A 26,565-nucleotide genomic window follows, 5' to 3' on the forward strand; every position below is an offset into this window, starting at 1 on the left:
TACCGGCGGCCGATCGTCGTCGGCACCGGCACTCCGCAGTCTGTCCGCACCGGAAAACGAGAGGTCCTCATGGACGAGGCACGTACCTTCACCGAGGAGAACCCGATCCGGGTCTTCCTGCTGGACGACCACGAGGTCGTACGACGCGGCCTGGCCGACCTGCTGGACGCCGAACCGGACATCTCGGTGGTCGGCGACGCCGACACGGTCGAACACGCTCTCGCCCGTGGGCCGGCGGTGCGGCCGCACGTGGCCGTTCTCGACGTGCGCCTCCCGGACGGCGACGGCATCACCGTCTGCCGCGAGCTGCGCAGCCGGATGCCGGAGCTGGCCTGCCTGATGCTGACCTCGTTCGACGACGAGGACGCGTTGCTGGACGCGATCATGGCCGGCGCCTCGGGCTATGTGCTCAAGCAGATCAGGGGCTCCGACCTGGTCTCGGCGGTCCGCACCGTGGCCTCCGGGCAGTCCATGCTCGACCCGGCGACGACCGCGCGGCTGATGCACTCGCTGCGCGCCGACCCGGCCGAGCAGCCGGCCACCTCACCGGAACTGGCGAGCCTGTCCCCCCGGGAGCGGGACATCCTCGCGCTGATCGGGGACGGCCTCACGAACCGTGAGATCGGCAAGAAGCTGTATCTGTCGGAGAAGACCGTCAAGAACCACATCTCCCGCCTGCTGGCGAAGCTCGGCGTCCAGCGACGTGTCCAGGCCGCGGTTCTCGCCTCCCAGCTGGAACCGCAGGAGTCCGGGGAGCACACCGCCCGGTGAGCCGGGACCCGGGGCCGCCCCGCCGGGCGGGTCCGGGCCCTTCGGGACCCCATGAGGCCGCATGGCCCCTGCACACTCCCCGTACCCCGCGCCACGCTGGTGGCCGGTCACCGACTAGCCCACCGGCCTGCCGGCAGGGGGCGGGGAGGAGTTCCGATGACCACTGCGACCCTCGACGTCGCGACCTTGGAGACCCTGGTCTCGGCGGCCGTCGCCGCACCCTCCATCCTCAACACCCAGCCGTGGCGCTTCCGCCTCGATCCGGACACCGTCACGGTGGAGATCCGCGCCGCGACGGACCGCGGCCTGCGCCACATCGACCCGACGGGGCGTGCGCTGCACCTCTCCGTGGGCTGCGCGGTCCTCAATCTGCGGGTGGCCGTCGCGCACTTCGGCTGGGAGCCGGTCACCCGGCTGCTGCCCAGGCCCGAGGAGCCCGACCTGCTGGCGACGGTACGGCTGGCCGGTCCGGCCAGGAACTCCACGGCTCCCCGGCTGTACGACGCCGTGTGGCGCCGGCACAGCAGCCGGTTCCCGTTCTCGGAGCGGCCGCTGCCCTCCGCCGTGCTCACCGAACTCGGCGAGGCCGCCCGTGCCGAGGGGGCGCTGCTGAACCGTCCCGTGCCACGCGACACCGACCGTCTGCTGCGGCTCACCTGGGAGGCGGAGCGCCGCAACACCGCCGACGCGGACCGGGCCGCCGAGAGCCGCCACTGGGTGCAGGACGGACCGGGGTCCGCGGGCCTCGGCATAGCGCCCGGGGCGCTGGGGCCCCAGGACTTCCGGGACCGGATCCCGATGCGGGACTTCGGTGCCCACCGGCACCCGGCGGCGCTGCCGTCCCGGCCCTTCGAGACCCGTCCGCTGCTCGCCACGGTGACCACCGCGCACGACCGGCGCGCGGACTGGCTGCGCGCCGGTCAGGCGCTGGAGCGCGTGCTGCTGGTGGCCACCGCCCGCGGGGTACGGGCCTCCCTGCTCCACCAGGCGCTGGAGTGGCCCGACCTGCGCGACGAACTCGGATCGCGGTCGGGCGAGCGCCGCGACCACGTCCAGATGGTGGTCCGTCTCGGGTACGGCCCGGAGGGTCCCCCGTCGCCGCGCCGCACGGCGCGGCAGGAGCTGGCGGACACCGCGCGGTCAGTTCTGCGCTGAGCCCACCGGCACCCGCCACACCAGCCGTGTCCCGCCGCCCCCCTGGCACTCGCCCACGGCGAACGTGCCGCCCAGGGCGACGGCCCGCTCCCGGAGGTTCCGCAGCCCGCTGCGCGCCACTCCCTCCGGGACTCCACAGCCGTCGTCGGCCACCGTGAGCATCAACTCACCCTTGGCGCACCGCAGATGGACGTCCATGGAGCGGGCCCCTGAGTGCCGCGCCGCATTGCTCAGAGCCTCGCCGAGAACCGCGATCACATGGTCGGCCACATCGCCGGGGACATCGGTGTCCACGAGCCCCTCGATGCGCAGCGCGGGCGGGAAGCCCAGCGATCGGGCGGACGCCGTCACCGCCTCGGACACCCGCCTGCGCAGGCCGGCCTCCTCCTTCGCTCCGCCGTGCGTGCGCAGCCCGAAGATCGTGGACCGAATGATCTTGATGGTCTCGTCGAGGTCCTCGACGGTCCGCGTCAGCCGGTCGACGGCCTCGGGGTGGTCGACGAAGCGCTGGGTGCTCTGCAGGGTCATGCCCGCCGCGAACAGCCGCTGGATCGCCAGGTCGTGCAGATCGCGGGCGATCCGGTCGCGGTCCTGCAGCAGTGTGATCCGCTCCGCGTCCCGGCGCCGCTCGGCGAGCTCCAGCGCCAGCGCCGCCTGCCCGGCGAATCCGAGCAGGGGGCCGGAGTCGGAATCCGCGAAGGGCGTACGGCCCGTCGCGCGGCCGAGCAGCAGCACCCCCATCGACTTGCCGCCCGCGTTCAGCGGCACGCCGACCACGGGCCCCAGCCCGGCCCACAGGTCCCTGGCCGCGCCGATCCGGGGGTCCTGTTCGATGTCCGCGCTGATCAAGGGGTCGGAGGCGCCCAGGGCGGCCTCCACGAAGCCGTCCTCGCCGGACATCACGAGGCCGCGCCGCCGCTCGGCTTGGATGCCGACGGCGAGCAGGGGCCGCAGCACGTCCTCGCCGGGCACGCGCTCGGCGAGCATCCCGACGTCGGCGGAGGCGATCTCCCGCGCCTGTTCGACGATCAGCTCCAGCACGTCGGCGCTCGGGGCGCCCGACAGCAGGGCGCTGGTGACCTCGGAACTCGCCCGCAGCCAGCGTTCACGCAGCCGCGTCTCCTCGTACAGCCGGGCGTTCTCGACGGCGACGCCGGCCGCCACCGCCAGGGTGGAGAGCACCGATTCGTCGTCGGCGTCGAACTCCGAGCCGCCGCGCTTCTCGGTGAGGTAGAGGTTTCCGAAGACGTGGTCGCGTACCCGGATGGGCACGCCGAGGAAGGAGCCCATCGGCGGGTGGTGGGCCGGGAAGCCGTAGGAGGCCGGGTGCTCGGAGATCCGGGCGAGGCGCAGCGGCTCGGGGTGCCGGATCAGCTGCCCGAGGATGCCGTGCCCGCTGGGCGGCGCCCCGATCCTGGCCCGGTCCTCGTCGCTGATGCCGGCGGTGTGGAACTCGGCGAGCGTGTTGTCCTCGCCGATCACGCCCAGCGCCCCGTACTGGGCGTCCACGAGGACGACCGCCGCGTCGACGATGGCCCGCAGCACCTGCGGCAGATCGAGCTCGCGGCCGACCGACAGGACCGCCTCCAGCAGGCTGTGCACCCGGTCCTGGGTACCCCGTGCCGCGTCGATGCGCGCCTGCAGCTCGTCCAGCAGTTCGTCCAGCCGCAGCTTGGGCAGCTGCTGCTCCGAACGCCGTCGCCCATCCCCGCTCATCGCTTCCTCCGACCGGCTCGCGCAGACGTGGTGCGGATCGACAGCGAACCTTCAGGTCATCACGATACTGGCTGGGATGCCGAACTGAGGACCGGCGATCACGTTCAGTGGACCTCTGGCCTCTTCCTATGACGTGCGGCTTCATGTATGGGCATCCCCGTCGGAAGGGCGCGTTGCGGACCGTCCCATGTCCGCTTTGCCCCTACTGTGCTATGAGATGACCAATGGTCAGGACATGGGAGACGCGGTGGCGGATGCGGGCGGTCCGGCGGCCGGGCCGGGGCGAGCACGCCGGCCCGGCGCCGTCGTGCTGGGCAGCCGGCCCTCCCGCTCCCTGCGCGCCGTCCGCCGTGCCCGGCCCGCCCGCGGCGCGGTCGCCGAGCGCACCGTTCCCTGGCTGCGGGTCGCCGCCGCCTACGCCTGGCGCGTGCTCCTCGTCGGGCTGGTCGTCTACGGCGTCTTCACCGTCCTCGGACGCTTCCAGCTCATCGCCGTGGCGCTGTTCCTCGCGCTCATCATCACCTCGCTCATGCGCCCCCCGACCGACCTGCTGAGCCGGTGGCTGCCGCGGTCCCTGAGCGTCACGCTCTCCCTCGTCCTCAGCATCCTGCTCCTGTTCTCGCTGCTCGCCCTCGTCGCCGACGCCGTGGTGGGCGAGTGGACGAAACTGACCGGGGAGTTCCGCCACGGCGTCCGGCAGATCGAACAGTGGCTCCAGCGCCCGCCGTTCCGGCTCAGCGCCGCCCGGCTCGCCGAACTGCAGCGGCAGATCGTCTCCTATGCGACCTCCCACCGGTCCGCCCTCCTCAGCAGCGCCGTCAGCGGCTTCGGCCGGGTCGTCGAAGTGGTCACCGGCGGGGCGCTCGCGCTCTTCTCGGCGATCTTCTTCATCCATTCCGGCGACCGCATGTGGTGCTGGACGCGCGACCAGTTCATGCCGCGCGCCGCCCGGCAGGTGTGGGACCGGGCCGGGCGCGCGGCCTGGCGGACGTTCGCCGGGTACACGCGCGGCATCATCATCGTGGCCGCCACCAACGCGGTGCTCGTCGGCGTCGTCCTGTTCGTGCTGCGGGTGCCGCTCGCACTGCCGCTCACCCTGCTGGAGTTCTTCGCCGCGTTCGTGCCGCTCATCGGCTCACCGGTCGCACTCGGCGTGGCCACGGTCGTCGCCCTCGCCGGGCGCGGTCCGCTCACGGCCGCGGGGGTGCTGCTGCTCATCGTCTTCATCGGCCAGCTGGAGGGGCATGTCCTGCATCCCCTGGTGATGAGCTGGGCCGTCAGCCTGCACCCGGTCGTCGTCGCCGTGTCCGTCATCGGCGGCAGCATCGTCGCGGGCGTGATCGGCGCCGTCGTCGCGGTCCCGCTCGTGTCCGTCGCCTGGGCGGTGCTGCAGGCGCTGCGCGCCAAGCCCCCGTGACCGCCCGCGGGGGGAGCGGGGCCCGCCGCCGTGCCCCGCGAGGAGTGCCGTGTGAGCGCCGTGTCACCCCGTCGCCCGGCGGTGGGCGCGGAGGGAAGGGGACCCGTACAGGCCGTTCGCACGGATGAAGGCGTGCACGGCGGCCGGCAGCAGATCGCCCACCGGAGCGCCCAGCGCCAGGCGTCGTCTGCACTCGGTGGCGGAGATCGGCGAGCCGGCGCCGGGCACCACATGGACCCGGCGCCGATCGAAGGGGGCGGGGATGTCGACCGGTTCCGCCCGGGGGCAGACCGCGACGTCCACGTCGGCCAGCAGCTCCCGCGCGCCCAGCCACCCCGGGATGGTCCGGAACGTGTCCGCCCCGACGATCAGCGTCAGCTCCGCATCCGGCCCGTACCGTGCCCTGACGGTTCGTACCGTGTCCACGGTGAACGTCGGTCCCGGCCGGTCCACGTCGACGCGGCTGGCCCGGCACACCGTGGTCGACGGGGCCGCGAGACCCGTCATCGTCCAGCGCTGCGCCGCGTCGCACACCGGCCGGCGGCGCCGGTGCCACGGCACGCCCGCCGGGACCAGGAGCACCCGGTCGAGGGCGAGGGCCCGGGCCGCCGACTGTGCGTTGCTCAGGTGTCCCCAGTGAACGGGATCGAACGTGCCGCCCATGATGCCGATGCGCATCCGTCCCCCGATGCCCTTGCCGCACGCCCGCCGGGATCGTAGCGGGGCCAGGCACGGGGTACGGACATCAGCAGATCCTCGGCAGCTGTTCCCCGATCGGCATGTCGACCACACGGGTGCCGCCCAGTCCGGTGCGGGCCACCACCATGCCCGGATGCTCCGCCACGGCCTCGCCGATGATCCTGGACTCCGCGCCCAGCGGGTGCGAGCGCATCGCCTGCAGGACGGCGTCGGCGTGCTCGCGCGGCACGAACGCCACCAGCTTGCCCTCGTTGGCGACGTACAGGGGGTCGAGGCCCAGCACGGCGCACGCGTTGGCGACGGCCGGCGGGACCGGGACCTCGCGTTCGCTGATGACGGTCCCGGTGCCCGAGGCCGTCGCGATCTCGTTCAGCGCGGCCGCGAGCCCGCCCCGGGTGGGATCGCGCAGCACGTGCAGGTCCGGGGTGACGGCGAGCATGGCGTCGACCAGTCCCCCGAGCGCGGCGCAGTCGCTCTCGATCTCCACACCGAATTCCAGGCCCTCGCGCACACTCATGATCGCCACGCCGTGCACTCCGACGGCACCGCTGACGATCACGACGTCGCCGGGGACCACCCGCTGCGGCCGCAGGTCGACGCCCGCGGGGATGAGCCCGATACCGGCCGTGTTGACGAAGACGCCGTCCCCGTGGCCGGCCTCCACGACCTTGGTGTCGCCCGTCGCCACCTCGACGCCCGCGGCCCGGGCGGCCGCGCCGAGCGCGTCGGCGACACGGGCGACCGTCTCCAGTTCGACGCCTTCCTCCAGGATGAAACCGCAGGAGAGGTACGACGCCCGGGCGCCGCTCATCGCGAGGTCGTTGACGGTGCCGTTGACCGCCAGGTCGCCGATGCTGCCGCCGGGGAAGAAAAGCGGCCGCACCACGAACGAGTCGGTGGACAGGGCCAGCCGGAGACCGCCGAGCGACACCGCGGCGGCATCACCGAGCTGGGCGAGCGCCTCCCCGCCGAAGGCGGGCGCGAACACGTGCCGGACCAGTTCGGCGGAGAGCGCACCGCCTCCGCCGTGCCCCATGACGATGCGGGGCTGGTCGCGCAACGGAGCCGGGCAGGTCCAGGCCGCCGGGTCCGGGATCGGCTGCAGGTCGAGGGTGTCAGACAACGGGGGTCGCCTCCCGGGCCGCGGGGGTGGTGTCCAGGCGCCGGTAGAGGTGGTACGCGGCGCAGGCGCCCTCGCTGGAGACCATCGTGGCTCCCAGCGGGGTGCGGGGGGTGCACAGGGTGCCGAAAGCCTCGCACTCGTGCGGCTTGATCAGGCCCTGCAGGACCTCGCCGCTGCGGCACGCGGCCGGTTCCCGGGTGCTGACGCCGCCGACCGGGAAGCGGTGCTCGGCGTCGTACTCGCGGTACTTCTCCGACAGGCGCCAGCCGCTGTCCGGGATCACGCCGATGCCGCGCCAGGTGCGGTCGGTGACCTCGAAGACGTCCTCCAGCATGGCCTTGGCGGCCGGATTGCCCTCGGCGCGGACGGCACGCGGGTAGGCGTTGTCGACCGTGTGCTCGCCGCGCTCCAGCTGCGCCACGGTCCGGCGCACGCCCTCCAGGATGTCCAGGGGCTCGAACCCGGTCACAACGATCGGTACGCGGTGGCGCTCGGCCAGCTCCGGGTACTCGTCCACGCCCATCACACTGCACACGTGCCCGGCCGCCAGGAATCCCTGCACCCGGCAGTGCGGGGATCTCATGATCGCCTCGATGGCGGGGGGCACGCGGACATGGGACACCAGGAGGCTGAAGTTGGGGATGCCGAGCCTGCGGGCCTGGTAGACCGTCATCGCGTTGGGGGGCGCGGTCGTCTCGAAGCCGATACCGAAGAACACCACCTCCCGGCCGGGGTTCTGCCGGGCGATCCGCAGGGCGTCCAGCGGCGAGTAGACGACCCGTACGTCGCCGCCCTCCCCGCGCACCTGGAACAGGTCGCGTCCGGTGCCGGGCACCCGGAGCATGTCGCCGAACGAGCAGAAGATCACCTCCGGGCGGGAGGCGATCTCCAGCGCCTTGTCGATGACCTCCAGGGGGGTCACGCACACGGGGCAGCCGGGCCCGTGGATCAGTTCGACCCGGTCGGGCAGGAGCTGGTCGATGCCGTGGCGGATGATGGTGTGCGTCTGCCCGCCGCAGACCTCCATCAGCGCCCAGGGCCTGGTCACCGTGGCATGGATCTCGTCGAGGAGCCGGCGCGCCAGATCCGGGTCCTGGAACTCTTCGATGTACTTCACTTCCGCGCCTCCTCACGCGCTGGCGGGAGCGCTCCGCCCGCCTCCGCGGCCGCTTCCCAGGGGTCGCCGAACTCCTCCTGCAGCATGCCGAGGGTTTCGAACAGTTCGAGCGTCTGCTTCGCCGACTCCTCGTCCAGGCGCTGCAGGGCGAAGCCGACGTGGACGACGGCGTACTCGCCGACCTGGAGGTCGGGCAGGTACTCCAGGCACACCTCCTTGACCACGCCGCCGAAGTCGACGCTGGCCATCCGGGTGCCGTCACGTTCCTCGATGTCCAGCACTCTGCCGGGTACCGCCAGGCACATGGGCCTCTCCTCGCTTGGGTGGTGCGTCGCCCGGCGCTGCCGGGGCGGCTCGTCAGTCGGGGGATCCGGTGCGCTCCTCCACGCGGGCGGCCACCATGAGCTGGCCGAGGGCCAGGCCGCCGTCGCCCGGCGGGACCAGGTGGTGGCGCAGCACCGTGAAGCCGTCGGCGCCGAGGGCCGCGGCGCAGTCGGAGGAGAGCAGGGAGTTGAGGAACACGCCACCGGTCAGGGCGACGGTGTCGACTCCGTGCGTGTCCCGGGCCGACACGCACACGCGGTGGACGAGGCCGGTGACCGCACGGTGGAAGCGGGCCGCGACCAGGGCCGGTGCCACGCCCGCCCGCAGGTCGCCGGCGATCGCCGTGAGAACGGGCCCCGGGTCGGCCCGCAGCGGGCCTGCGCCCGGCCGTGGTGCCGTGACGGCGAACCGGTAGGCGGCGGTGTCGCCGGCCGGCGCCCGCAGCGCGGCCGCCTCCAGTTCGACGGCTGCCTGGGCCTCGTATCCGGCCCGGTGGCAGATGCCGGCGAGGGACGACACCGCGTCGAAGAGCCGGCCCATGCTGGAGGTGGGGACGCAGTTCAGGTTGCGCTCCAACTGCCGCCTGAGCACACGCCGTTCGTCGGGCGGGCAGGCCGTCGTGCAGGCGAGGTCGTCCGACCAGCCGATCCCGGCCGCGCGCAGGTGGGCCAGGGCCATGCGGTAGGGCCGGTGCACCGCGGCGTCGCCCCCGGGCAGCGGTACGTACGCGAGGTGCGCGAGGCGGGTGAAGCCCGCGTAGTCGGCGAGCAGGAACTCCCCGCCCCATACCGCCCCGTCGTCGCCGTATCCGGTGCCGTCGAAGGCGACGCCGATCACCGGCCGGCCGCCGTCGAGTCCCTGCTCGGCCATCGCGGAGGCGACGTGGGCGTGGTGGTGCTGGACCCGGACGACCGGCCGGCCCGCCGCGTTGCGCAGCGCCCACCGGGCGGAGCGGTAGCCGGGATGCCGGTCGGCGGCCAGCAGCCGCGGCCGTACCGGGGTGATCGACTCCAGTTGTGCCACGGCCCGTTCGAAGGCCCGCTGGGTGGCGAGGTCGTCCATGTCGCCGATGTGGGCGGACAGCCACGCCCGGCGGCCCTCGGCGAGGCAGAACGCGTTCTTGAGGTCTCCCCCGACGGCCAGAGCGGGGCGTACCGGCACCGGAAGGGTCAGCGGCAGGGGCGCGTACCCGCGGGCGCGGCGCACGGGCAGCGGGCTGCCGTCGCACACGCGCACCACCGAGTCGTCGCAGGGCACATGGATCGGCCGGTCGTGCGTGAGCCAGGCGTCGGCCAGGTGCGCCAGCCTGCGCAGCGCCTCGCCGTCGTCGGTGACGATCGGTTCGCCGGACACGTTGCCGCTGGTCATGACGAGCAGTCGGGGGCCCTCGGCATCGCCGGGGAGGCCGAACAGCAGCCGGTGCAGGGGGGTGTAGGGCAGCATGACCCCGAGGTCGGGGCTGCCGGGCGCGACGGTCTCGGCCGGGCACGGGCGGCCCGGCGCGGACGGGGTGTCCGTGCGGCGGCGCAGCAGCACGATGGGCCGGGTGCTGCCGGTGAGCAGGCCGCGCTCCTGCGGGGCGAGCCGCACGAGGTGCTCGATGTCGTCGAGGCCCCCGGCCATGACGGCGAAGGGCTTGTTCCCCCGGTCCTTGCGCCGGCGCAGCCGGGCGACGGCGGCGGGATCGGTGGCGTCACAGGCCAGGTGGTAACCGCCCAGGCCCTTGACGGCGAGGATCGCGCCGCCCGCCAGGAGCCTTCGGGCCCCGGCCACCGGATCGGCGTCCGCGGCCGGCCGCGGCGGGCCGCCGTCCGGCCGCCGCACGAGCAGGCGCAGCCGTGGGCCGCAGCCCGGGCAGGCGACCGGCTGGGCGTGGAAACGGCGGTCGGCGGGATCGGCGTACTCGCGGGCGCACCCGGGACACATCGGGAAGCCGGCCATGGTGGTGTGCGCCCGGTCGTAGGGCAGGCCGGTGACGATCGTGAACCTCGGGCCGCAGTGGGTGCAGTTGATGAACGGGTGGCGGTGGCGGCGGTCCGCGGGGTCGGCCAGTTCGCGCAGGCATGCGGCGCACGTGGCCGTGTCCGGAGGGATCAGGGTGCCCGCCGGTCCTCCGGTGCGGGAGGCGAGGATGGTGAACGCGGGGTCGCCGGTGGCGGGGACGTCGTGGTGGTCGACGGAGTCCACGCGGGCCAGCGGGGGCGCGTCCGCGGCAACCCGCTCGCAGAACCGGATGACGTCCGCGGGGGCGCCCTCGACCTCCACGACGACGCCCTCGGGGGTGTTGGTGACGTGCCCGCACAGGTCCAGGGCGGTGGCGAGGGTGTGCACGAACGGCCGGAAGCCGACGCCCTGCACGACGCCCCGCACGGTGACCCGGCGGCGCAGCCGCGCCGGGACGGCGACGGCCGTCGGGGGGCGGGGGCCGCTCACGAGCGGGACGGCGCCATGACGCCGGTGCCGTCCGTGTGGTCATGGGCGTGGCCGTGCGGCGCGGCCTGCGGACGGCGGGTCATGACGGGTGTGTGGAGGGGGGCGCCGTCCGCGGCCGCCAGCGCCCGGTCGAGCAGGGCGCCGGTCCCCAGGTCGCGCCGGGCGGAGGTCAGCAGCACGTCGACTCCCGGGTTCACCCGCTCCACGTTCGCGCGGAAGGCCGCCTCGTCGAACGCGACGGCCTCGGCGATGTCGGTCTTGGTGACCACGACCAGGTGGGCGAGGCCGAAGGCGGTGGGGTACTTGAGCGGCTTGTCCTCGCCCTCGGTCACGGAGGCCAGGACGACGCGGAGGGTCTCCCCCAGGTCGTAGGAGGCGGGACAGACCAGATTGCCCACGTTCTCCACGAACAGCAGCCGGGTCGCGTCCGGCAGCCACCCCTCCAGGTGGCGGGCGAGCATCGTGGACTCCAGGTGGCACAGTCCGTCGGTGAGGACCTGCTTGACGGGCACGCCCGACCGCGCCAGGCGCGCGGCGTCGTTCTCGGTGGCCAGGTCGGCGGTCAGCGCCGCCACCGGCACCGACCGCTCCCGGGCCAGCACCAGTTCGCGTTCCAGGAGGGCGGTCTTGCCGCTGCCCGGGCTGGACAGCAGGTTGACGACGGTCGTGCCCCGGGCCGCGAGTTCGGTGCGCAGGGTGTGCGCGGCCCGGTCGTTCTTGGCGAGTACGGCCTGTTCCAGGTCGACCACACGGCACATGGTTCAGCGCTCCTCGGGGATCGGTTCGCGGGTGGGTGCGTGCGTCCGGCCGTCCTCCCAGTGCACGCTGACGATCTGCAGTTCCCGGCCCGACAGCAGGTCGGTGCTCGCCCCGCCACACCGCGGACAGCACATGAGCGGCGGCATGCCGACGGGCCATTCGTGCGCGCAGGGTGCGCAGCGGGCCCGGCCCGGCACCGCGTCGGTGACCAGTTCGGCTCCCTCCAGCACGGTCCCGGCACAGGCCAGTTCGAAGCAGAACGCCAGCGCGTCGGGGACGACGCCGGCGAGTTCGCCCACCCGGAGCAGCACCGAACGCACCGCCGTGACGTCCCCGGCCCGCTCGGCCGCCTCTTCCACCTGGCCGATCACGGCCAGCGCGATGGACATCTCGTGCATCGGTCTCCGTCCCGGCCGCGGCCGGGACCCGCCCCGGGAGGCGGGACGTGCGGGCGCGGCCCGCCGACGTCCATTAGAGGTGGCCGGGGCGGGGCGCGCGGACCGGCACGCCGTCGCCGCCCGGCCGCGTACGCCGTTCGCCCCAAGAGGGCGGCCGCATCTCATGCCGCCGCATCTCATGCCGCCGCATCTCATGCCGCCGCTTCTCATGTCGCCACTTCTCATGTCGCCACTTCGCCGGCGACGGCCTGCCGCGCGGACCCGCCCGGTCCGCCGGCCCCCAGCATCTCCTCGATCAGCCGGACGGCCTCCGGCACGGCACCGGCGACCGCGGGGCTCAGCCCGACGCCCTCCTCCACCGCGGCCGGTTCGCATCCCACGACCAGCGTGCGCCGCGGCGGCCGCCCTCCGGTTCCGGCACTGAGCGTGCCCAGCAGCGCGAGTACGGCGTCGGGGGTCATCCGGTGGCCGTCGAGCGGCGCGCCGTGGGGATCGTTCCCACCGGGGCCGTCGTGCTCGATGACGTACAGCGTGCCGGGATCGCCGCCGCGCGCGGTGGCGTCCACCAGGACGAGGGTGTCGTAGCCGTCGAGCACCTGGTAGGCGAGGTGCACGCCCCGCACCCCGATGTCCGCGACCTCGACGCCGGGCGGCAGATGACGCCCCTTCAGGGCGCGTACGGTCTCCACCCCGAAGCCGTCGTCGCCGAGGAAGACGTTCCCGATGCCGGCGACGAGCACCCGGCCGCCGGCCGGGACGCCTTCCGGGGCGAGCACGGGGTGGTCGTCGAGGATGACCGGTGAGGACAGCACCACATCTGCGTGGCCGGGCTCGCCGGCCAGTACGGGCCAGGTGTGCAGATTGCGGCAGGATGCGGCCGCGTCCTTCGCCCATGCGGGCGGATCGGTCATGGACAGGAACGATCCGGCGCTCAGGGCCATCAGGACGTGGGCGGCCACCAGGGAGTACGGCAGCGCCGCGTCCCGGCCGGCGGTACGGGCGTCGGCCGGCGTCCAGGGACTGGTGTTCTCGACGACGGCCGTCAGCCGCACGACGGGGCGGGGCCCGTCGAGGACGCGCGCCGACAGCCGCAGGGCGCCGCTGACCTCCTCGTGGCGGCGGACCGTACGGCCGATCGGACGGCCTGTCACGTCGAGGACCGGTTCGCTCTCCTCCCCCGCCGGGCGGCCGAAGGGGATCGTGACCCCGTCGCCGTCCAGGAGCTCGTCCACCGTCACCACCACGCCGACGCGTTCCTCGGTGCCCTCGTCCCCGGCCGCCAGGACCAGGTCGCCGGGCCGGAGTTCGGGAACGCTCTCGAACACGCCGTCGGAACCGGCCCGCTGGAGCGTTCGCCGCCGGGCGCGCAGGAAGCGCAGCTCCACCGCCAGGGTGGCGTCCGCGCCGGGTTCCATCAGGCACTCGGTGTGCTGGAAGTCGTACTCCTCGCCCTCGGCGCCCCAGCCGGGCGGTACGAGCACCCCTGACTGGCGGTGCACCCGGTTCCTCGCCGCCGGGTCCCGGCGGGGGCACAGCACGCACCCCTCGAAGAGGACGGTGTCGGCCACCCGCCGGGCGCGGGTGAGGCGTTCCTCGGTCCGGGGGGCGAACGCGGTCACGCTCACGGGGCGGTCCTTCCGGTGGGTGCGGCGGGGGTGGACTGCGGCGTCACCGGGGGTGCTCCTCCGCCCCGGTGCGGCAGCCGGTGGCGCGGGCGAGATACGGCGGCGTGCCGGGCGGCTCCTCCTTGCGTACGAAGGCGCGCCGCAGGGCGTGGTAGGGGGCGTCCGGGTCGTGGAACACGCGGTGCATCTCGGCCAGCTCCCGTTCCCGGAAGGCGGACAGGGGCCCGCCGCTCTCCCGGCGTTCGCGTTCGGCCTTCTTCGCGGCGATCCGTGACCGTGTCCCCGGCAGCGAGGCGAGCCGGACCGCCAGCCGGCCGGCCTCCTCGGCGAAGTCCTCCGGCGCGCAGTCCACCACCCGGTCGACGAGCCCGAGGCCGAGCGCGCTCCGCGCGCTCATCGGCAGGGCCTCGCGCATCAGCCGCCCGGCCGTCGCGGCACCCACGCGGCGCGGCAGGGTGTACGTCCAGTACTCCGAGCCGTACAGGCCCATCAGCCGGTAGTGCGGGTTCAGCACGCAGCCGGCGCGGCACCACACCTCGTCGGCCGCCAGGGCGAGCATGACGCCGCCCGCCGCCGCGTTGCCCGCCAGGGCGGAGACCACCAGCCGGTCCGTGGTCGTCAGGACCGCCTCGACCAGGTCGTCGATGGCGTTGATGTTCGCCCAGGACTCCGCGGCGGGGTCCGCGGCGGCCTCGATGACGTTGAGGTGGATCCCGTTGGAGAAGAAGTCCCGCCGGCCGCCCAGCACCAGGACCGAGGTGGGGCGTGCGCACGCCTGGCGGTAGGCGCTCAGCAGGCGCCGGCACTGGGTGGTGCTCATGGCGCCGCCGGGGAAGGAGAACGCGAGGAAGCCGGCGCCGCCCTCCTCGCGGTAGCGGATGTCCGTCCAGGTGCGCGGGTCCGCGTCGGGCGGCGCGGGGAGCTCAGGAAGCCTGGGCAGCCGGTCGCCGAGGGCCTGGACCGCGGGGAGTCTGAACGTGGCCGGCCCCCCGGGACGGCGGGGGCGTCTGAGCTCCGGGATCCAGACGGCACCGTCCCCGGTCGCCCGGCAGACCGCCCCGGCCCGGGTGGCGAGCAGCTCCCCCGGGACCCCGCGCAGCCTCTCCTCGGGGTGGCCGCCGTGCAGGTACCACTCCTCGCCGAGCAGCACGTCGCGCACTCCGGGCTGCGAGTCCGCGGCACGCAGCTTGCGGACGACGGTCCGCGTGGGGTCGGCGTGCCAGTCGATGCGCCGGACGCTCTGGTCCAGGTACGGACGGGTCCGGGCGGTGTTCTGCCGCAGCGGGGTGAAGGTGCCGTCGGCGAAGCGCTCCACGGCGAGCGTGACGGCCGCGAGCGCGGCGTCGGCGATCTCGCCCCGGTACAGGTCGCTCTTGGCCACGGGCGGGACCGGGCACGCCACGGACGCCCACACGTCGCCCGCATCCATCTCCTCCTCGGCCTGGAAGACCGTCACGCCCCACCGTCGGGCGCCCTCCTGGATCGCCCAGTCGAGGGAGGACGGCCCGCGGTCGCCGACCGGGCCCGGGTGGACGACGAAACACGGGTAGGCGGCCCAGACCTGCCGGGGGATCGCCGTCTTCAGCAGAGGCGCGAGCACGAGGTCCGGCGCGTGGCGCGGCACCGCCTGTGTCAACGGGTTCCCCGGCAGGGCGAGTTCCACCGCGACGGTGTGACCGCGGTCGCGCAGTTCCGCATGGACGCGCTGGGTGAGGCTGTTGAACGCGCTGGCCACGAGCAGGATGTGCACGACGAACTCCCGGATCCCTCCCGGCGGACGACGGTGCGGGCGAAGGCGCCCGGCCGACTGCGATCGTCGGGCACACCCCCGCACCGCCACCGCAGACAGGCGGCCGGGTCACCCGAAAGCGGACGCCGAGCCGCCACCCGGCCGCCACGGCGGCGCGGGAGTGCCGCCCGGGGGCCCGCTCCGGGCGGGCCGCCCGCCGGCACCGGCGGTGCCTGTCCGAAGGCGCGATCCGTCACCGTATGTCATGGCTCTCGCCTCCCGGAGCCCGGCAGTGTAGACATGGCACATGGTCCGACTCGTGGGTCGAGTGGGCGATCGGTCGGCCCGTCGTCCCAGTGGTCCGCGCGCACCGGGCGCGCGGATCCGTATGCGCGCGCACGAGCCGGGCGCGCGGCGGGCTCCGCGCCGGCCTCCCGCGCGGGACCCGGGGGGCCGGTCACCGTCGGTCGCGGGACTGCGGTCGGCGCTGGGTGGGCGCAGTGTCGCAGGCCAGGTGTTCGTCCTCCAAGTGGTCATCGTGCTGCTGCTGGTCGTGTCGGCGGCGGTGGCACTGCTCCTTCAGGTACGGCACGACACGACGCAGGAGGCCCGCAACCGATCCCTCGCCGTCGCCGAGTCGTTCGCCAACGCGCCCGGCACCCGTGAGGCGCTGGGCGGCCCCGACCCGACGGCCGTGCTGCAGCCCCGGGCCGAGGCCGCGCGCCGGGCGGCGAAGGTCGACTTCGTCGTCGTCATGAACACCGACGGGATCCGCTACACCCACCCCAGACCGGACCGCATCGGGAAGAAGTTCGTCGGGACCATCGGGCCCGCGCTGGCCGGCGGCACCGTCACCGAGGAGATCAACGGGACCATCGGACGGCTGGTGCAGGCCGTCGTGCCCGTCAGGGCTCCCGACGGCAGGGTCGTGGGCCTGGTGTCGGCCGGTATCACGACGGCGCGCGTGGGCGGCGCCGCGGACCGGCAGCTGCCGCTCGTGCTGGCCGCCGCGGCCGCCGGACTCGGTCTGGCCACGGGCGGGACGGCGCTCGTCAGCAGGCGGTTGCTGCGCCAGACGCGCGGCCTGGGGCCGCGCGAGATGACCCGCATGTACGAGCACCACGACGCGGTGCTGCACTCCGTCCGGGAAGGAGTGATCATCGTCAGCGGTGAGGGTGATCTGCTGCTCGCCAACGACGAGGCGCGGCGCCTGCTGAACCTGCCCGACGACGCGGAGCGGCGCCATGTGACCGACCTCGGCCTCGACGACGGCACCGCCGCCCTCCTGGCCTCCGGGCGGATCGCCACGGACGAGGTACGCCTGGTCGGGGACCGGCTGCTGGCCGTCAACCAGCGGCCCACGGACCTGGCGGGGGGACCGCCCGGCAGTGTGGCCACACTCCGTGACTCGACGGAGCTGCGGGCCCTGTCCGGCCGCGCGGAGGTGGCGCGGGAGCGGCTGACCCTGCTGTACGACGCCGGAGTGGGGATCGGGACGGGCCTGGACGTGACCCGCACCGCCGAGGAGTTGGCGGAGCTGGCCGTGCCCCGGTTCGCGGACTTCGTGACCGTGGACCTCTTCGAGGCGGTCCTGAGCGGTGAGGAGCCGGAGGCGTCGACCGGTCTGCGCCGTACGGCGTCGAGCGGGATCCGGCCGAACGCCCCGCTCCGCCCGGTGGGCGAGCGGATCCGCGTCGAGGGGTCCTCGCCGCAGGCCCTCGGTCTCACGGGCGGCCGGGCCGTCCTCGAACCCCGCCTCGGTGACGCGTCGGGCCGGCCCGGGCAGGACCCCGAACGCATCGCGGACGTCGTCGCGTTCGGCATCCACTCGCTGATCACGGTGCCGGTGCGGGCGGGGGCGCTGGTGCTCGGCGTGGTCGACTTCTGGCGGTCCGAGAAGCCGGAGCCCTTCGACGTGGAGGAGCTCGCCCTCGCGGAGGAGCTGGTCGCCCGGGCCGCGGTCTCCATCGACAACGCCCGCCGCTACACCCGGGAACACGGCATGGCGGTGACGCTGCAGCGCAGTCTGCTGCCGCGCACGCTGCCCGAGCAGGGCGCCCTCGACATCGCCTACCGCTATCTTCCGGCGCAGGCGGGCGTGGGCGGGGACTGGTTCGACGTGCTGCCGCTGTCCGGCGCACGCGTCGCGCTCGTCGTGGGCGACGTCGTCGGCCACGGGCTGCACGCCGCGGCCACGATGGGACGGCTGCGCACCGCGGTGCACAACTTCTCCGCCCTGGATCTGCCGCCCGACGAACTCCTCGCTCTCCTCGACGAGTTGGTCGGCCGCATCGACCAGGACGAGACGGCCGACGGCGGCAGTGCCCCCATCACGGGAGCGACGTGCCTGTACGCGGTCTACGACCCGGTGTCCCGGCGCTGCACCGTCGCCCGTGCCGGCCATCCGCCGCCCGCGGTCGTCCGGCCCGACGGCGGCGTCGACTTCCCCGACGTACCGGCCGGTCCCCCGCTCGGGCTCGGGGGCCTGCCGTTCGAGACGGCCGATCTGGAGCTGGCGGAGGGCAGCCGGCTCGTCCTCTACACGGACGGGCTCGTCGAGGACCGGGAACGGGACATCGACGCGGGGCTCGAACGGCTGCGGACGGCCCTGGAGGGCGCCGGGCCGTCACCGGAGGATACGTGCCGAGCCGTCCTCGACACCCGGCTGCCGTCCCGGCCGAGCGACGACATCGCCCTGATCGTGGCGCGCACCCGGGCCCTGGCGGCCGACCGGGTCGCCCAGTGGGAGGTGCCGATGCAGCCGGCGGCGGTCGGGGAGGTGCGCGCGGCGGTGACACGGCGGCTGGCGGAGTGGGGGCTGGAGGAGCTGGCGTTCACGACGGAGCTGATCCTCAGCGAGCTGGTCACCAACGCGCTCCGTTACGGCAGCGCCCCCGTCCGCGTCCGTGTGCTGCACCACCGCAGTCTGGTCTGCGAGGTCTTCGACGGCAGCAGCACCTCGCCCCATCTGCGCTACGCGGCCATGACGGACGAGGGCGGACGCGGCCTCTTCCTGGTCGCCCAGGTCGCCGAGCACTGGGGCACCCGCTACACGCCGACGGGCAAGGTCATCTGGGCCGAGCAGCCGTTGCCCTGAGACCCGTCGCCGGGGCCTGAGGTCCACCGCGGAGCCGGCCGCCGGGCGCGGAAGTACCGCTTGATGGGTACCGATCAGGCACCGAATCTGATAGGAAACTTTCCTATCAGATTGAGCGCCACCCCCACCCACTGGAGTCCTCATGGTGCACCCGTCCCGCCCGTCCCCCGGCACGGCAGGCCCCGGCGCCACCCCGCGCCGCACCGTCCTCGCCCTGATCGGCGCGTCCCTGGCGGCGGCCCCCCTCCTGCGCTCCGGGTACGCCTCGGCGGCGCCCACGGCCGCCACGGCGGCCGGGCTCGACGACCCGGCCAAGAAGGAGATCGCCATGCAGCTGGTGTCGAGCGCGGAGAACTCCTCGCTCGACTGGAAGGCCCAGTACCGGTACATCGAGGACATCGGTGACGGTCGCGGCTACACCGCGGGCATCATCGGGTTCTGCTCCGGCACCGGCGACATGCTCGACCTCGTCCAGCTGTACACCGACCGCGAGCCCGGCAACGTCCTCGCCCGCTACCTGCCCGCGCTGCGCGATGTGAACGGCACGGACTCGCACGACGGCCTCGACCCGGACTTCCCCGACGACTGGCGCACGGCGGCCGAGGATCCGGCCTTCCAGCAGGCGCAGAACGACGAACGCGACCGGGTGTACTTCGATCCCGCCGTCCGGCAGGGCAAGACGGACGGGCTGGGAGTCCTGGGCCAGTTCGCGTACTACGACGCCATCGTCATGCACGGCGACGGCGGGGACCCCACGAGCTTCCGCAACATCCGCAAGCGGGCCCTGCGCTCCGCGCAGCCGCCGGCGCAGGGCGGCGGGGAGGCGGCGTACCTGAACGCCTTCCTCGACGCACGGGTCTGGGCCATGCGGCAGGAGGAGGCCCACAGCGACACCAGCCGGGTCGACACCGCGCAGCGGGTGTTCCTGCGCGAGGGCAACCTGAACCTGGACCCGCCGCTGGACTGGAAGGTGTACGGGGACAGCTACCACATCGGCTGACGGGACGTCGGCTCCGGCACGAGGGACACGGTCACCGGGTCGAAGCCGACTCGTGAACGTGCCCCGTCCCGGGCCCATGTGACCTCCACGCCGTCGTCGGCGACGATCACGCCGGCGACGGCCTCCGTCACGGAGTCGGCCCCGGGCTCGGCGGTGAGGACGGCCAGGCACACATGCACCGAGGTGCCGCCGGCGCGCCCGCCGAGCCGGGGGACGCCGGCCCAGCGGGTGTAGGCCGTGCCCTGGGGGGCGCGGACCGCCTCGGGGCCCTCGTCCCAGCCGTGCAGCCCGTGAAGGACCGACACGACGGACTGGTCGGGTCCCGTCGCCCACCCCGTGTGGGTGACCCGGGCCCCCTCCGGGGCGCCGACCACGCGGTGCACACGCAGTTCATGGCGTCCCCGGACCACGGTGACGCTCTCCACCCGCAGGCCGGGCACCATCGGCGGCCCGGACACGAAGACGGGACGGTGCCAGGACGCGGCCCATCCCCAGCCCTCGCCCTGCCCCGCCCCCAGGGGACGGATGCGGCGCCGTACGCTCGCGCGGCCGGCCACCTCGACCGACAGATGGTTGTCGGCGATGTTCCCCGGGGCCGTGGGTCCGGTGCGGGTCGAGTACGCCTGGCGTCCGTAGTGCGGATCGTCGTCGGCCGCCGACTCCCCCTCGTGGGGCCGCACATGGTCGCTGCCGTGGTTGTGCAGCCGTACGATCCCGTCCGCGCGCGTCGTCTGCAGGAGCAGCCCGGGCGCCGGCAGGGCGAGAACCCGGTCGGCCTCCTCGACCGGCGCGGGCTCCTCCCGGGCCGTCCACAGCGGGTCACCGGCCGGCGCCAGCAGGCACACGAACGCCTTCGACGCCCAGTACGGGGATCCCGGCCCCGAGTACGTCTGCAGGGTGGCGTCGTGCGGGCCGTGCCAGCCGAGGCTCAGCAGCCCGTCCCCGGTCAGCGCTCCGCGGTCCAGGAAGTAGCGCAGACTGCCGCTCAGCAGACGCCGGGACGTGCCCGGGGGCAGCGGGGTGCGGCCGGTGAGGGCGCCCAGGCCGACGGCCGCCGAGGCGGCGAACCGGTAGGCCAGCGACCGGCCGAAGTGCAGCGGCGCGCCGTCCGCCCCGAACATCAGCGACAGGCCCCGCAGATGCGCGTGCAGCCGGGCCCCGTACCGGGCGGACCGCTCCTCGTCCGCGGCGAGATGGGCGTCGAGCACCGGATACAGGTGCAGGGCCCAGCCGTTGTAGTGGTCGAAGGCGCGGCCGTCCCCGTCCGCGTACCAGCCGTCGCCGCGGTACCAGCCCTCCAGCAGGTCCAGGGCACGCCGCCGGGCCGCGGCCGTCTCCGCGTCGCCGCGGCCCACCGACTCCAGGAATCCGGCGACGGTGTACGGGAAGAGGTACCAGTTGTTCGGTGCGGGTGTGTGCCGCAGCGCCCCGCGCAGCCATTCCTCCGCCCGGTCCCGTACGCCGGGGCCGAGGTGCGCCCACAGCCAGGGCACGGTCAGCCGCAGGCCGAGCGCCACCGACGCCGACTCCACCATCGGCTGGCCCTGCACGTCGTGATCGAGGATCAGGGGCCAGGACTCGGTGTCGTCGCGGCCTGGGGAGCGGGTGCCTGCGGCCAGACCCCGTGCGTACCGGTCGAGGTGTCCGTGCGGGTCGTCCCCTCCGGCGCCGGCCACCCGGAAGGCGGCCGCGAGGAACGTGCGGGCGAAGCCCTCCAGACCGTCGGAGCGCGCTCCGGAACGGGAGGGCCGCCCGGGCAGGTCGAGCAGGGCTCCGCCCGGTGTGCTCCAGCGCCGGGCGGCTGCCAGCAGCCCGTCCGCCACGGCCTCCCAGTGGGCTCGGGTGTACCCCGTGTACGGGCTGGACTCCCGGTCCTCCGGGGGAAACGGGAAGGGCATGCTCACGCCTGGAACGCCAGCCTCTCGCGTCGTACGGGGTGCAGGAAGCCGGCGCCGGAGGCCCAGCGCGCGGTCTCCGCGAGGGCGAGATCGGCCAGACGGCGCCACTCGTTGCCCTGGGAGCCGGCGAGGTGGGGCGTGATGAGCACGTTCTCGCAGTCCCACAACGGGTGCCCGGGCGGCAGCACTTCGGGGTCGGTCACATCGAGGACGGCCCGGATGCGGCCGGCCACCGCGGCGTCGGTGAGCGCGTCCTGGTCGACGACCGCGCCGCGGGAGGTGTTGATCAGCACCGCGCCGGGGCGCATCGCCTCGATCAGCCCGCGGCCCACCAGTCCGCGGGTCGCGGGCAGCAGCGGGGTGTGCACGCTGACGGTGTCGCACCGCGCGAACAGCTCGTCCAGGCCCACGCGGGTGACGCCGAGTCCGGCCGCCCGGGCGTCGTCGACGTACGGGTCGTGGAGGAGCACGTCGAGGTCGTGGGGGCGCAGCAGTTCGATGACCCGGCGGCCGATGAGCGACGCCGAGACGATGCCCACGGTGCGGCGGTGGTTGCCGACGGTACGGGGGGTGCGCAGCCAGTCGTCGCGCGTGCGGGAGGCGCGGTAGTCCCGGGCGCGTTCCAGGACGTTCTTGCCGGTGAGCAGGATCATCGCGAGGGTGTACTCGGCGACCGGCAGGGCGTTGGCCGAGGCGGCGGAGGACACCTCGATGCCGCGCTGCCAGCAGGCGTCGGTGATGTGGGCGCGCACACTGCCCGCGGTGTGCACGACGGCACGCAGCCGGGGCGCCGCCTCCAGCGCCTCCGCGTCGAGCCGGGGGCAGCCCCAGCCGGTCACCAGGAGGTCGGCCCCGGCGAGGACGGAGCGGGCCCGCGGGGTGGTGAAGTCGTCCAGGACGGGCGGCGGGGCGAGATCACAGACCGCGGCGAGGGCGTCCAGCGACTCGGGGTCGAGGACGGCCGCGGCGGCCTCCGGGGACATGGCGAGGGCGGCACGGGGACGGAAGCCGGGACCCTGCGTCGAGACGGTCATCTGGATGCGGACTCCTCACGCGGCAGGTCGCGCTGGTGTGCGGCGCGCACCGATCGACGTGTCAGGGACACGGGAAATCCTCGGCGGCCGGCGCGAGGCGGTCAAGGGATCGATCAGATGACCGGGACTCCCGAAGGCCCGTCAGCCCAGTTCCTCCTCCAGCCACTGCAGGACGCCGGGGGTCACGGGGTCCGTGATGTCGCTGAACTCATCGTGCTCCCCGAGCCACTTGGCCACGTACGGACACACCGGCACGATGCGCATCCCGCGGGCGCGTACGTCGGCGAGCGCTTCCCGGACCAGTCGCCCGGCCAGGCCCTGCCCGGCGAAGGCGTCGTCGACCTCCGTGTGGTGGAAGACCCGCTGGGCCCCGCGGTCGCGGTAGGCGGTCAGACCGGCGCGTTCGCCCTCGACCAGGATTTCGTAACGGTGCCTGGCATCCACGCGCTCGACGGTCGGCGCGGCGGAAGGCTGGCTCATCGGGTGCCTCTCGTCAGACGACGGCGTCAGTCTTCCACGAGTTGCTCGGTCCAGATGGTCTTTCCGCCGGGGTGGTAGCGGCTGCCCCAGCGGTGGGCGAGCTGGGCGATCAGGAACAGGCCCCGGCCGCCCTCGTCGGAGAGGCGGGCGCGGCGCAGGTAGGGCTGCGACTGGCTGGGGTCGGACACCTCGCAGATCAGCCGGCGCTCCTTGATCATCCGCAGCCCGATGGGACCTCCCGCGTAGCGGATGGCGTTGGTGATGAGTTCGCTGACGATCACTTCGGTCGTGAAGTCCAGCTGTTGCAGGCCCCAGCGGGCCAGCTGGGCGGAGGCCAGCGCGCGGGCGTGCGCGACGAGGCCGGGGTCGGCGGGCAGTTGCCAGGAGGCCGTGTGGCTGGGCGGGATCCGGTCGACGCGGGCCAGCAGCAGGGCGATGTCCTCGGCACGGGGCACTTGCCGCAGGCGGGTCAGCAGTTCTTCGGCGGTGTCGACCAGGGGGTCATGGGAGCGGGCGGCGAGCTGGGCGTCCGCACACAGCTGTTCGAGGTCTCGTTCGGTGTCCTGCGACCGCCGGGTGGCCGGGGCGCTGTGGAAGGCGAGCACGTCCCCTGACTGCAGATGCAGTTCCACCGACTCGAAGGGCTCCGTGGAGCTGCCGAGCGGCGGCCCCGGCTGGAGGTCGACCACCTCCACGGTGTCCTGGTGCCGGACGAGGACGGGGGCCGAGTGTCCCGCGCTGGCCACGAGGCACTGGCCGGTGACGGGGTCGTAGGTGGCGTACAGACAGGTCGCCCCGCCCAGGGAGCCGGTGACCGACCCGGGGCGGTGCCGCTCGTCGTCGCTGATGCGGGTCACCAGGTCGTCCAGATGGTTCAGCAGTTCCTCGGGAGGGGGATCCAGGTCGGCCAGGGTCTGTACCGCCGAGCGCAGGCGTCCCATCGCGCCGGCGGCGTTCACCCCGTGCCCGGCCACCTTGCCCACCACGAAGGCCACACGGACACCGGACAGCCGGATCACGTCGTACCAGCTGCCGCCGGTGCCGGCGGCCGTGCTCGCCGGCGCGTAGACGCCCGCGGTCTCCGCTCCCGCCAGGCGCACGACCGGAGGCGGCAGCAGGCTGCGCTGGAGCACCTCGGCCGCGTGCCGCTCCCGGGTGTAGCGGCGGGCGTTGTCCAGCCCCAGAGCCATACGGGAGCCGATCTCCTCGGCCAGGGCGGCGTCGGCCTGGTCGAACGGTACCCGGTCGCCGCACCGCCACAGCGGGACGGCACCCAGCACGGCCCCGCGGGCCTGCAACGGAATGACCAGCAGCGACCTCGCGGCCGGGGGCAGGATCAGCCGGGACCGCTGCGGGTCCTCGGACACCGTCGCGCGCAGCCGGCCGAGGTCCGGCAGGACACCGGCCGCTCCCTGCCGCACATGCTCGGCCTCCACACGGCCCATCACCACCCGCTCCCCCAGCCCGTAGACCTCCTGCGGCCAGGGCCCCTCCGCGGCGGCCACCGCCACGCGCCGCAGCGGCGTGCCGGGGAGGAACTGCCCGGGCTCCTGTCCGGCCAGCACCTCCTCGGTGAGGTCCACCGCCCCGAGATCGGCGAAGACCGGCACCAGCAGATCGACCAGCTCCCGGGCATTGCGCACCACGTCCAGGGAGCCGCCGATGCGCACCGCCGCCGCGCGCAGCAGATCCAGCCGCTGGTGCACCCGCGGGTCGGCCGCCGACAATCCGCCACCGCGCGAGGCCACGCGCATCCCCAGCTCGTCCTCGCGCTCGGCCTCCGCCACCGGGACCAGCCGGACCAGCAGGCGCGCCTGGGTGCTCCCGGCCAGCACCGCCACGGTCACCTCCACGTCCACGCGGCCGCCGTCGGCGCGGCGCAGCACCGCGTGACCGCTGCGGAGGGGCCCGCCATCCGCCGTCTCGGCCTGCGCCGCCCAGGCGGAGGGGTCCACGAAGAAGGACTTGAGGCTGCGCCCGCGCACCTCGCCGACCGAGGCGCCCAGCAGCCCCAGCGCGGGCCGGGTGCAGGCCAGCACCGTCCAGGCGGCGTCCAGCACCAGTTCGGCGGGCTGCCCCCACTCCGCCGATCCGGTACCGAACCGGTCATCACCGCCGGTCATATTCCTCCCGGAACCACGCCACCGCCGCGGTGGCCCACACCTCTCAGGGGACGACCCCGTGGCAACGACCGCAAGTCAACGCGAGTGCCGGCCGCGGACGGGCGCCCATCTCCCACGGAGATGACTGACATCCCGCATCATCGCCGTCGATGAGGAAGGCGGCGGGCCTGCCGAACGCTGTGTCCAGGAGAGCGGCGAGCAGTCCGCCCGGTCGGACAAGGCGTCTCCCACGAGCCGGCCCCGGCTCCCTCACCCGATGAAGGTCACCGTGTCCCAGTCACCCGATGCGTCCCCGTCACCCGGCGTGTCCCCGTCACCGGATGCGTCCCCGTCACCCGGGGTGTCCCCGTCACCCGGCCCCCGGAGCCCGCGGGCTCCCCGCGCAGCCGCGGAGCCCGCGCTCGGGGTGCCGGGCCGGCTGATCACGCTGCTGGCCGTCGCCTGCGGCATGACGGTCGCCAATCTCTACTACGCGCAGCCCCTGCTGTCGTCGCTGCGCGACGTCTTCCACGTCAGCGCGTCCACCGCGGGGCTGCTGATCACGCTCACCCAGATCGGCTATGTGATCGGCATGCTCTTCCTGGTCCCGCTCGGGGACCGGCTCGAAAAGCGCGGCCTGGTCACCGTGCTCCTGGCGGTGACCACCCTCGCCCTGGTGGCGGCCGGCCTCGCGACCGGCTTTCCGATGCTCCTGGCCGCCTCGCTGGTCAGCGGCACCACGTCCGTCGTCGCCCAGATCCTGGTGCCGTACGCCGCGAGCCTGGCCCCGGATCATGCGCGCGGGCGGATCGTGGGCCGGGTGATGAGCGGGCTGCTCACCGGCATCCTGCTGTCGCGGACCCTCAGCAGCCTCGTCTCCGACGTCGCCGGCTGGCGCGTCGTCTATCTCGGCTCGGCCGCCCTGACGGCCCTCCTGGCCGTCGCCCTGCGCACGGCGCTGCCCCGGCACGCGCCCACCACCACGATTCCGTACGCCCGGGTGCTGCGCTCCACCGCCGCGCTGCTGCGCGCACATCCCGAGCTGCTGCGCCGGGGCCTCTACCAGGCGGCGATGTTCGGGGCGTTCAGCGCCTTCTGGACCACTGTCTCCTACCTGCTGACGGGCCCTCACTTCCGCTATTCGCCGATCGGTGTCGGTGTGTTCGCGCTCGTGGGCGCGGCCGGAGCCGCGGTGGCCCCGCTCGCCGGGCGCTGGGCCGACCGGGGCCTCGTCCGCCCCATGACCGGCGCCGCGTTCGCCGCCGCGGCGCCGGCGTTCGCCGCCGCGGGCCTCGGCCGGCACAGCGTCGCCCTGGTCGCTCTGGCCGCCGTGGTTCTCGACATGGCCGTGCAGACCACCCTCGTCCTCGGCCAGCACACCGTCTACCGGCTCGACCCCACCGCCCGGGCCCGTCTCAACAGCGCCTTCATCGCGACCTTCTTCGTCGGGGGCGCCGTCGGATCGCAGCTCGGCTCGGTCGCCTACCACGTCGGCGGCTGGGGCGCGGTCACCGTCCTCGGCGCGGTCCTGCCGGTCCTCGCGTTCCTGTACTGGACCACCGAGCACCGGACGCCCGGCCGGCACCCGGCCCGCGAGACGGCCCGCGACGCGGCCCCCGACTCGGCCCCCGACTCGTCCCCCGACGGCGCCCGGCAGGCGACCGGGACCTGACGCGGGCCCGCATACG

Annotated in this window: 20 protein-coding genes; 6 read left to right on the forward strand and 14 right to left on the reverse strand. The window is 74.3% G+C overall.

The window, feature by feature from the left end:
* Positions 1 to 69: 69 nt before the first annotated feature.
* Together ACZ79I_RS03255 and ACZ79I_RS03260 are read left to right on the forward strand one after the other, a co-directional pair.
* A complete protein-coding gene (locus tag ACZ79I_RS03255) occupies positions 70 to 771 on the forward strand; it encodes a response regulator (protein ID WP_381082200.1) in 702 nt (233 codons plus the stop codon).
* Between the two features lie 156 nt (positions 772 to 927).
* Complete coding sequence (locus ACZ79I_RS03260) at positions 928 to 1,926, forward strand: Acg family FMN-binding oxidoreductase (protein ID WP_471493874.1); 999 nt, start codon at positions 928 to 930, stop codon at positions 1,924 to 1,926.
* On the opposite strand, the gene ACZ79I_RS03265 is transcribed toward ACZ79I_RS03260, so the two are convergent.
* Positions 1,912 to 3,642 (reverse strand): sensor histidine kinase, encoded by a 1,731-nt coding sequence (locus ACZ79I_RS03265; protein WP_471493876.1) that lies wholly within the window; start codon positions 3,640 to 3,642, stop codon positions 1,912 to 1,914. The two genes, ACZ79I_RS03260 and ACZ79I_RS03265, sit on opposite strands and share 15 nt — an antisense overlap.
* A 217-nt stretch (positions 3,643 to 3,859) precedes the next feature.
* Here ACZ79I_RS03265 and ACZ79I_RS03270 point away from each other — a divergent pair, with 217 nt between their 5' ends.
* The gene (locus tag ACZ79I_RS03270; protein ID WP_471493878.1) at positions 3,860 to 5,059 is read left to right on the forward strand and encodes an AI-2E family transporter; all 1,200 of its coding nucleotides are present in this window, start codon (positions 3,860 to 3,862) and stop codon (positions 5,057 to 5,059) included.
* A gap of 63 nt (positions 5,060 to 5,122) precedes the next feature.
* Here ACZ79I_RS03270 and nadD read toward each other — a convergent pair whose 3' ends face one another.
* The 9 genes from nadD to ACZ79I_RS03315 form a co-directional block, all read right to left on the reverse strand.
* Entirely contained in the window at positions 5,123 to 5,737 is a 615-nt protein-coding gene (gene nadD, locus ACZ79I_RS03275) for a nicotinate-nucleotide adenylyltransferase (RefSeq protein ID WP_471493880.1), read from the reverse strand.
* Between the two features lie 67 nt (positions 5,738 to 5,804).
* On the reverse strand, positions 5,805 to 6,881 hold the full coding sequence (hypE, locus tag ACZ79I_RS03280) for a hydrogenase expression/formation protein HypE (RefSeq protein WP_471493882.1): 1,077 nt from the start codon (positions 6,879 to 6,881) through the stop codon (positions 5,805 to 5,807).
* Positions 6,874 to 7,998 carry a hydrogenase formation protein HypD gene (hypD, locus tag ACZ79I_RS03285; protein WP_471493884.1) on the reverse strand — a complete coding sequence of 375 codons (1,125 nt, stop codon included), beginning with the start codon at positions 7,996 to 7,998 and terminating at the stop codon, positions 6,874 to 6,876. Before hypD ends, hypE begins: the two co-directional genes overlap by 8 nt.
* The gene (locus ACZ79I_RS03290) at positions 7,995 to 8,303 is read right to left on the reverse strand and encodes a HypC/HybG/HupF family hydrogenase formation chaperone (RefSeq protein ID WP_471493886.1); all 309 of its coding nucleotides are present in this window, start codon (positions 8,301 to 8,303) and stop codon (positions 7,995 to 7,997) included. Before ACZ79I_RS03290 ends, hypD begins: the two co-directional genes overlap by 4 nt.
* A 52-nt stretch (positions 8,304 to 8,355) precedes the next feature.
* Positions 8,356 to 10,755 carry a carbamoyltransferase HypF gene (gene hypF / locus ACZ79I_RS03295; RefSeq protein WP_471493889.1) on the reverse strand — a complete coding sequence of 800 codons (2,400 nt, stop codon included), beginning with the start codon at positions 10,753 to 10,755 and terminating at the stop codon, positions 8,356 to 8,358.
* Positions 10,752 to 11,513 (reverse strand): hydrogenase nickel incorporation protein HypB, encoded by a 762-nt coding sequence (gene hypB / locus ACZ79I_RS03300; RefSeq protein WP_471493892.1) that lies wholly within the window; start codon positions 11,511 to 11,513, stop codon positions 10,752 to 10,754. The genes hypF and hypB overlap by 4 nt, the downstream gene beginning before the upstream one ends.
* A 3-nt stretch (positions 11,514 to 11,516) precedes the next feature.
* Positions 11,517 to 11,912, reverse strand: a complete 396-nt coding sequence (locus ACZ79I_RS03305) for a hydrogenase maturation nickel metallochaperone HypA/HybF (protein ID WP_471493894.1) — start codon at positions 11,910 to 11,912, stop codon at positions 11,517 to 11,519.
* 221 nt (positions 11,913 to 12,133) lie between these two features.
* The gene (locus ACZ79I_RS03310; RefSeq protein WP_471504728.1) at positions 12,134 to 12,688 is read right to left on the reverse strand and encodes a hydrogenase maturation protease; all 555 of its coding nucleotides are present in this window, start codon (positions 12,686 to 12,688) and stop codon (positions 12,134 to 12,136) included.
* A gap of 892 nt (positions 12,689 to 13,580) precedes the next feature.
* Positions 13,581 to 15,287 carry an enoyl-CoA hydratase-related protein gene (locus ACZ79I_RS03315; RefSeq protein ID WP_471493896.1) on the reverse strand — a complete coding sequence of 569 codons (1,707 nt, stop codon included), beginning with the start codon at positions 15,285 to 15,287 and terminating at the stop codon, positions 13,581 to 13,583.
* Positions 15,288 to 15,573: 286 nt separating this feature from the next.
* Here ACZ79I_RS03315 and ACZ79I_RS03320 point away from each other — a divergent pair, with 286 nt between their 5' ends.
* Both ACZ79I_RS03320 and ACZ79I_RS03325 read left to right on the forward strand, forming a co-directional pair.
* Positions 15,574 to 18,363, forward strand: a complete 2,790-nt coding sequence (locus ACZ79I_RS03320; protein WP_471493898.1) for a SpoIIE family protein phosphatase — start codon at positions 15,574 to 15,576, stop codon at positions 18,361 to 18,363.
* Positions 18,364 to 18,505: 142 nt separating this feature from the next.
* Positions 18,506 to 19,363, forward strand: coding sequence for a chitosanase (locus tag ACZ79I_RS03325; RefSeq protein WP_471493900.1), 858 nt, complete (start codon positions 18,506 to 18,508; stop codon positions 19,361 to 19,363).
* Here ACZ79I_RS03325 and ACZ79I_RS03330 read toward each other — a convergent pair.
* The 4 genes from ACZ79I_RS03330 to ACZ79I_RS03345 all read right to left on the reverse strand — a co-directional run bounded on the left by ACZ79I_RS03330 (position 19,348) and on the right by ACZ79I_RS03345 (position 24,898).
* The gene (locus ACZ79I_RS03330; RefSeq protein WP_471493902.1) at positions 19,348 to 21,267 is read right to left on the reverse strand and encodes a DUF2264 domain-containing protein; all 1,920 of its coding nucleotides are present in this window, start codon (positions 21,265 to 21,267) and stop codon (positions 19,348 to 19,350) included. The two genes, ACZ79I_RS03325 and ACZ79I_RS03330, sit on opposite strands and share 16 nt — an antisense overlap.
* Complete coding sequence (locus ACZ79I_RS03335) at positions 21,264 to 22,295, reverse strand: hydroxyacid dehydrogenase (RefSeq protein ID WP_471493903.1); 1,032 nt, start codon at positions 22,293 to 22,295, stop codon at positions 21,264 to 21,266. Before ACZ79I_RS03335 ends, ACZ79I_RS03330 begins: the two co-directional genes overlap by 4 nt.
* 141 nt (positions 22,296 to 22,436) lie before the next feature.
* Positions 22,437 to 22,775 carry a GNAT family N-acetyltransferase gene (locus ACZ79I_RS03340; protein WP_471493905.1) on the reverse strand — a complete coding sequence of 113 codons (339 nt, stop codon included), beginning with the start codon at positions 22,773 to 22,775 and terminating at the stop codon, positions 22,437 to 22,439.
* Between the two features lie 26 nt (positions 22,776 to 22,801).
* Positions 22,802 to 24,898, reverse strand: a complete 2,097-nt coding sequence (locus tag ACZ79I_RS03345) for an ATP-binding SpoIIE family protein phosphatase (protein WP_471493907.1) — start codon at positions 24,896 to 24,898, stop codon at positions 22,802 to 22,804.
* 406 nt (positions 24,899 to 25,304) lie between these two features.
* Here ACZ79I_RS03345 and ACZ79I_RS03350 point away from each other — a divergent pair, with 406 nt between their 5' ends.
* A complete protein-coding gene (locus ACZ79I_RS03350) occupies positions 25,305 to 26,549 on the forward strand; it encodes an MFS transporter (protein WP_471493909.1) in 1,245 nt (414 codons plus the stop codon).
* The last annotated feature ends 16 nt before the right edge of the window (positions 26,550 to 26,565 follow it).

This window comes from Streptomyces sp. PSU-S4-23, from assembly GCF_055632315.1.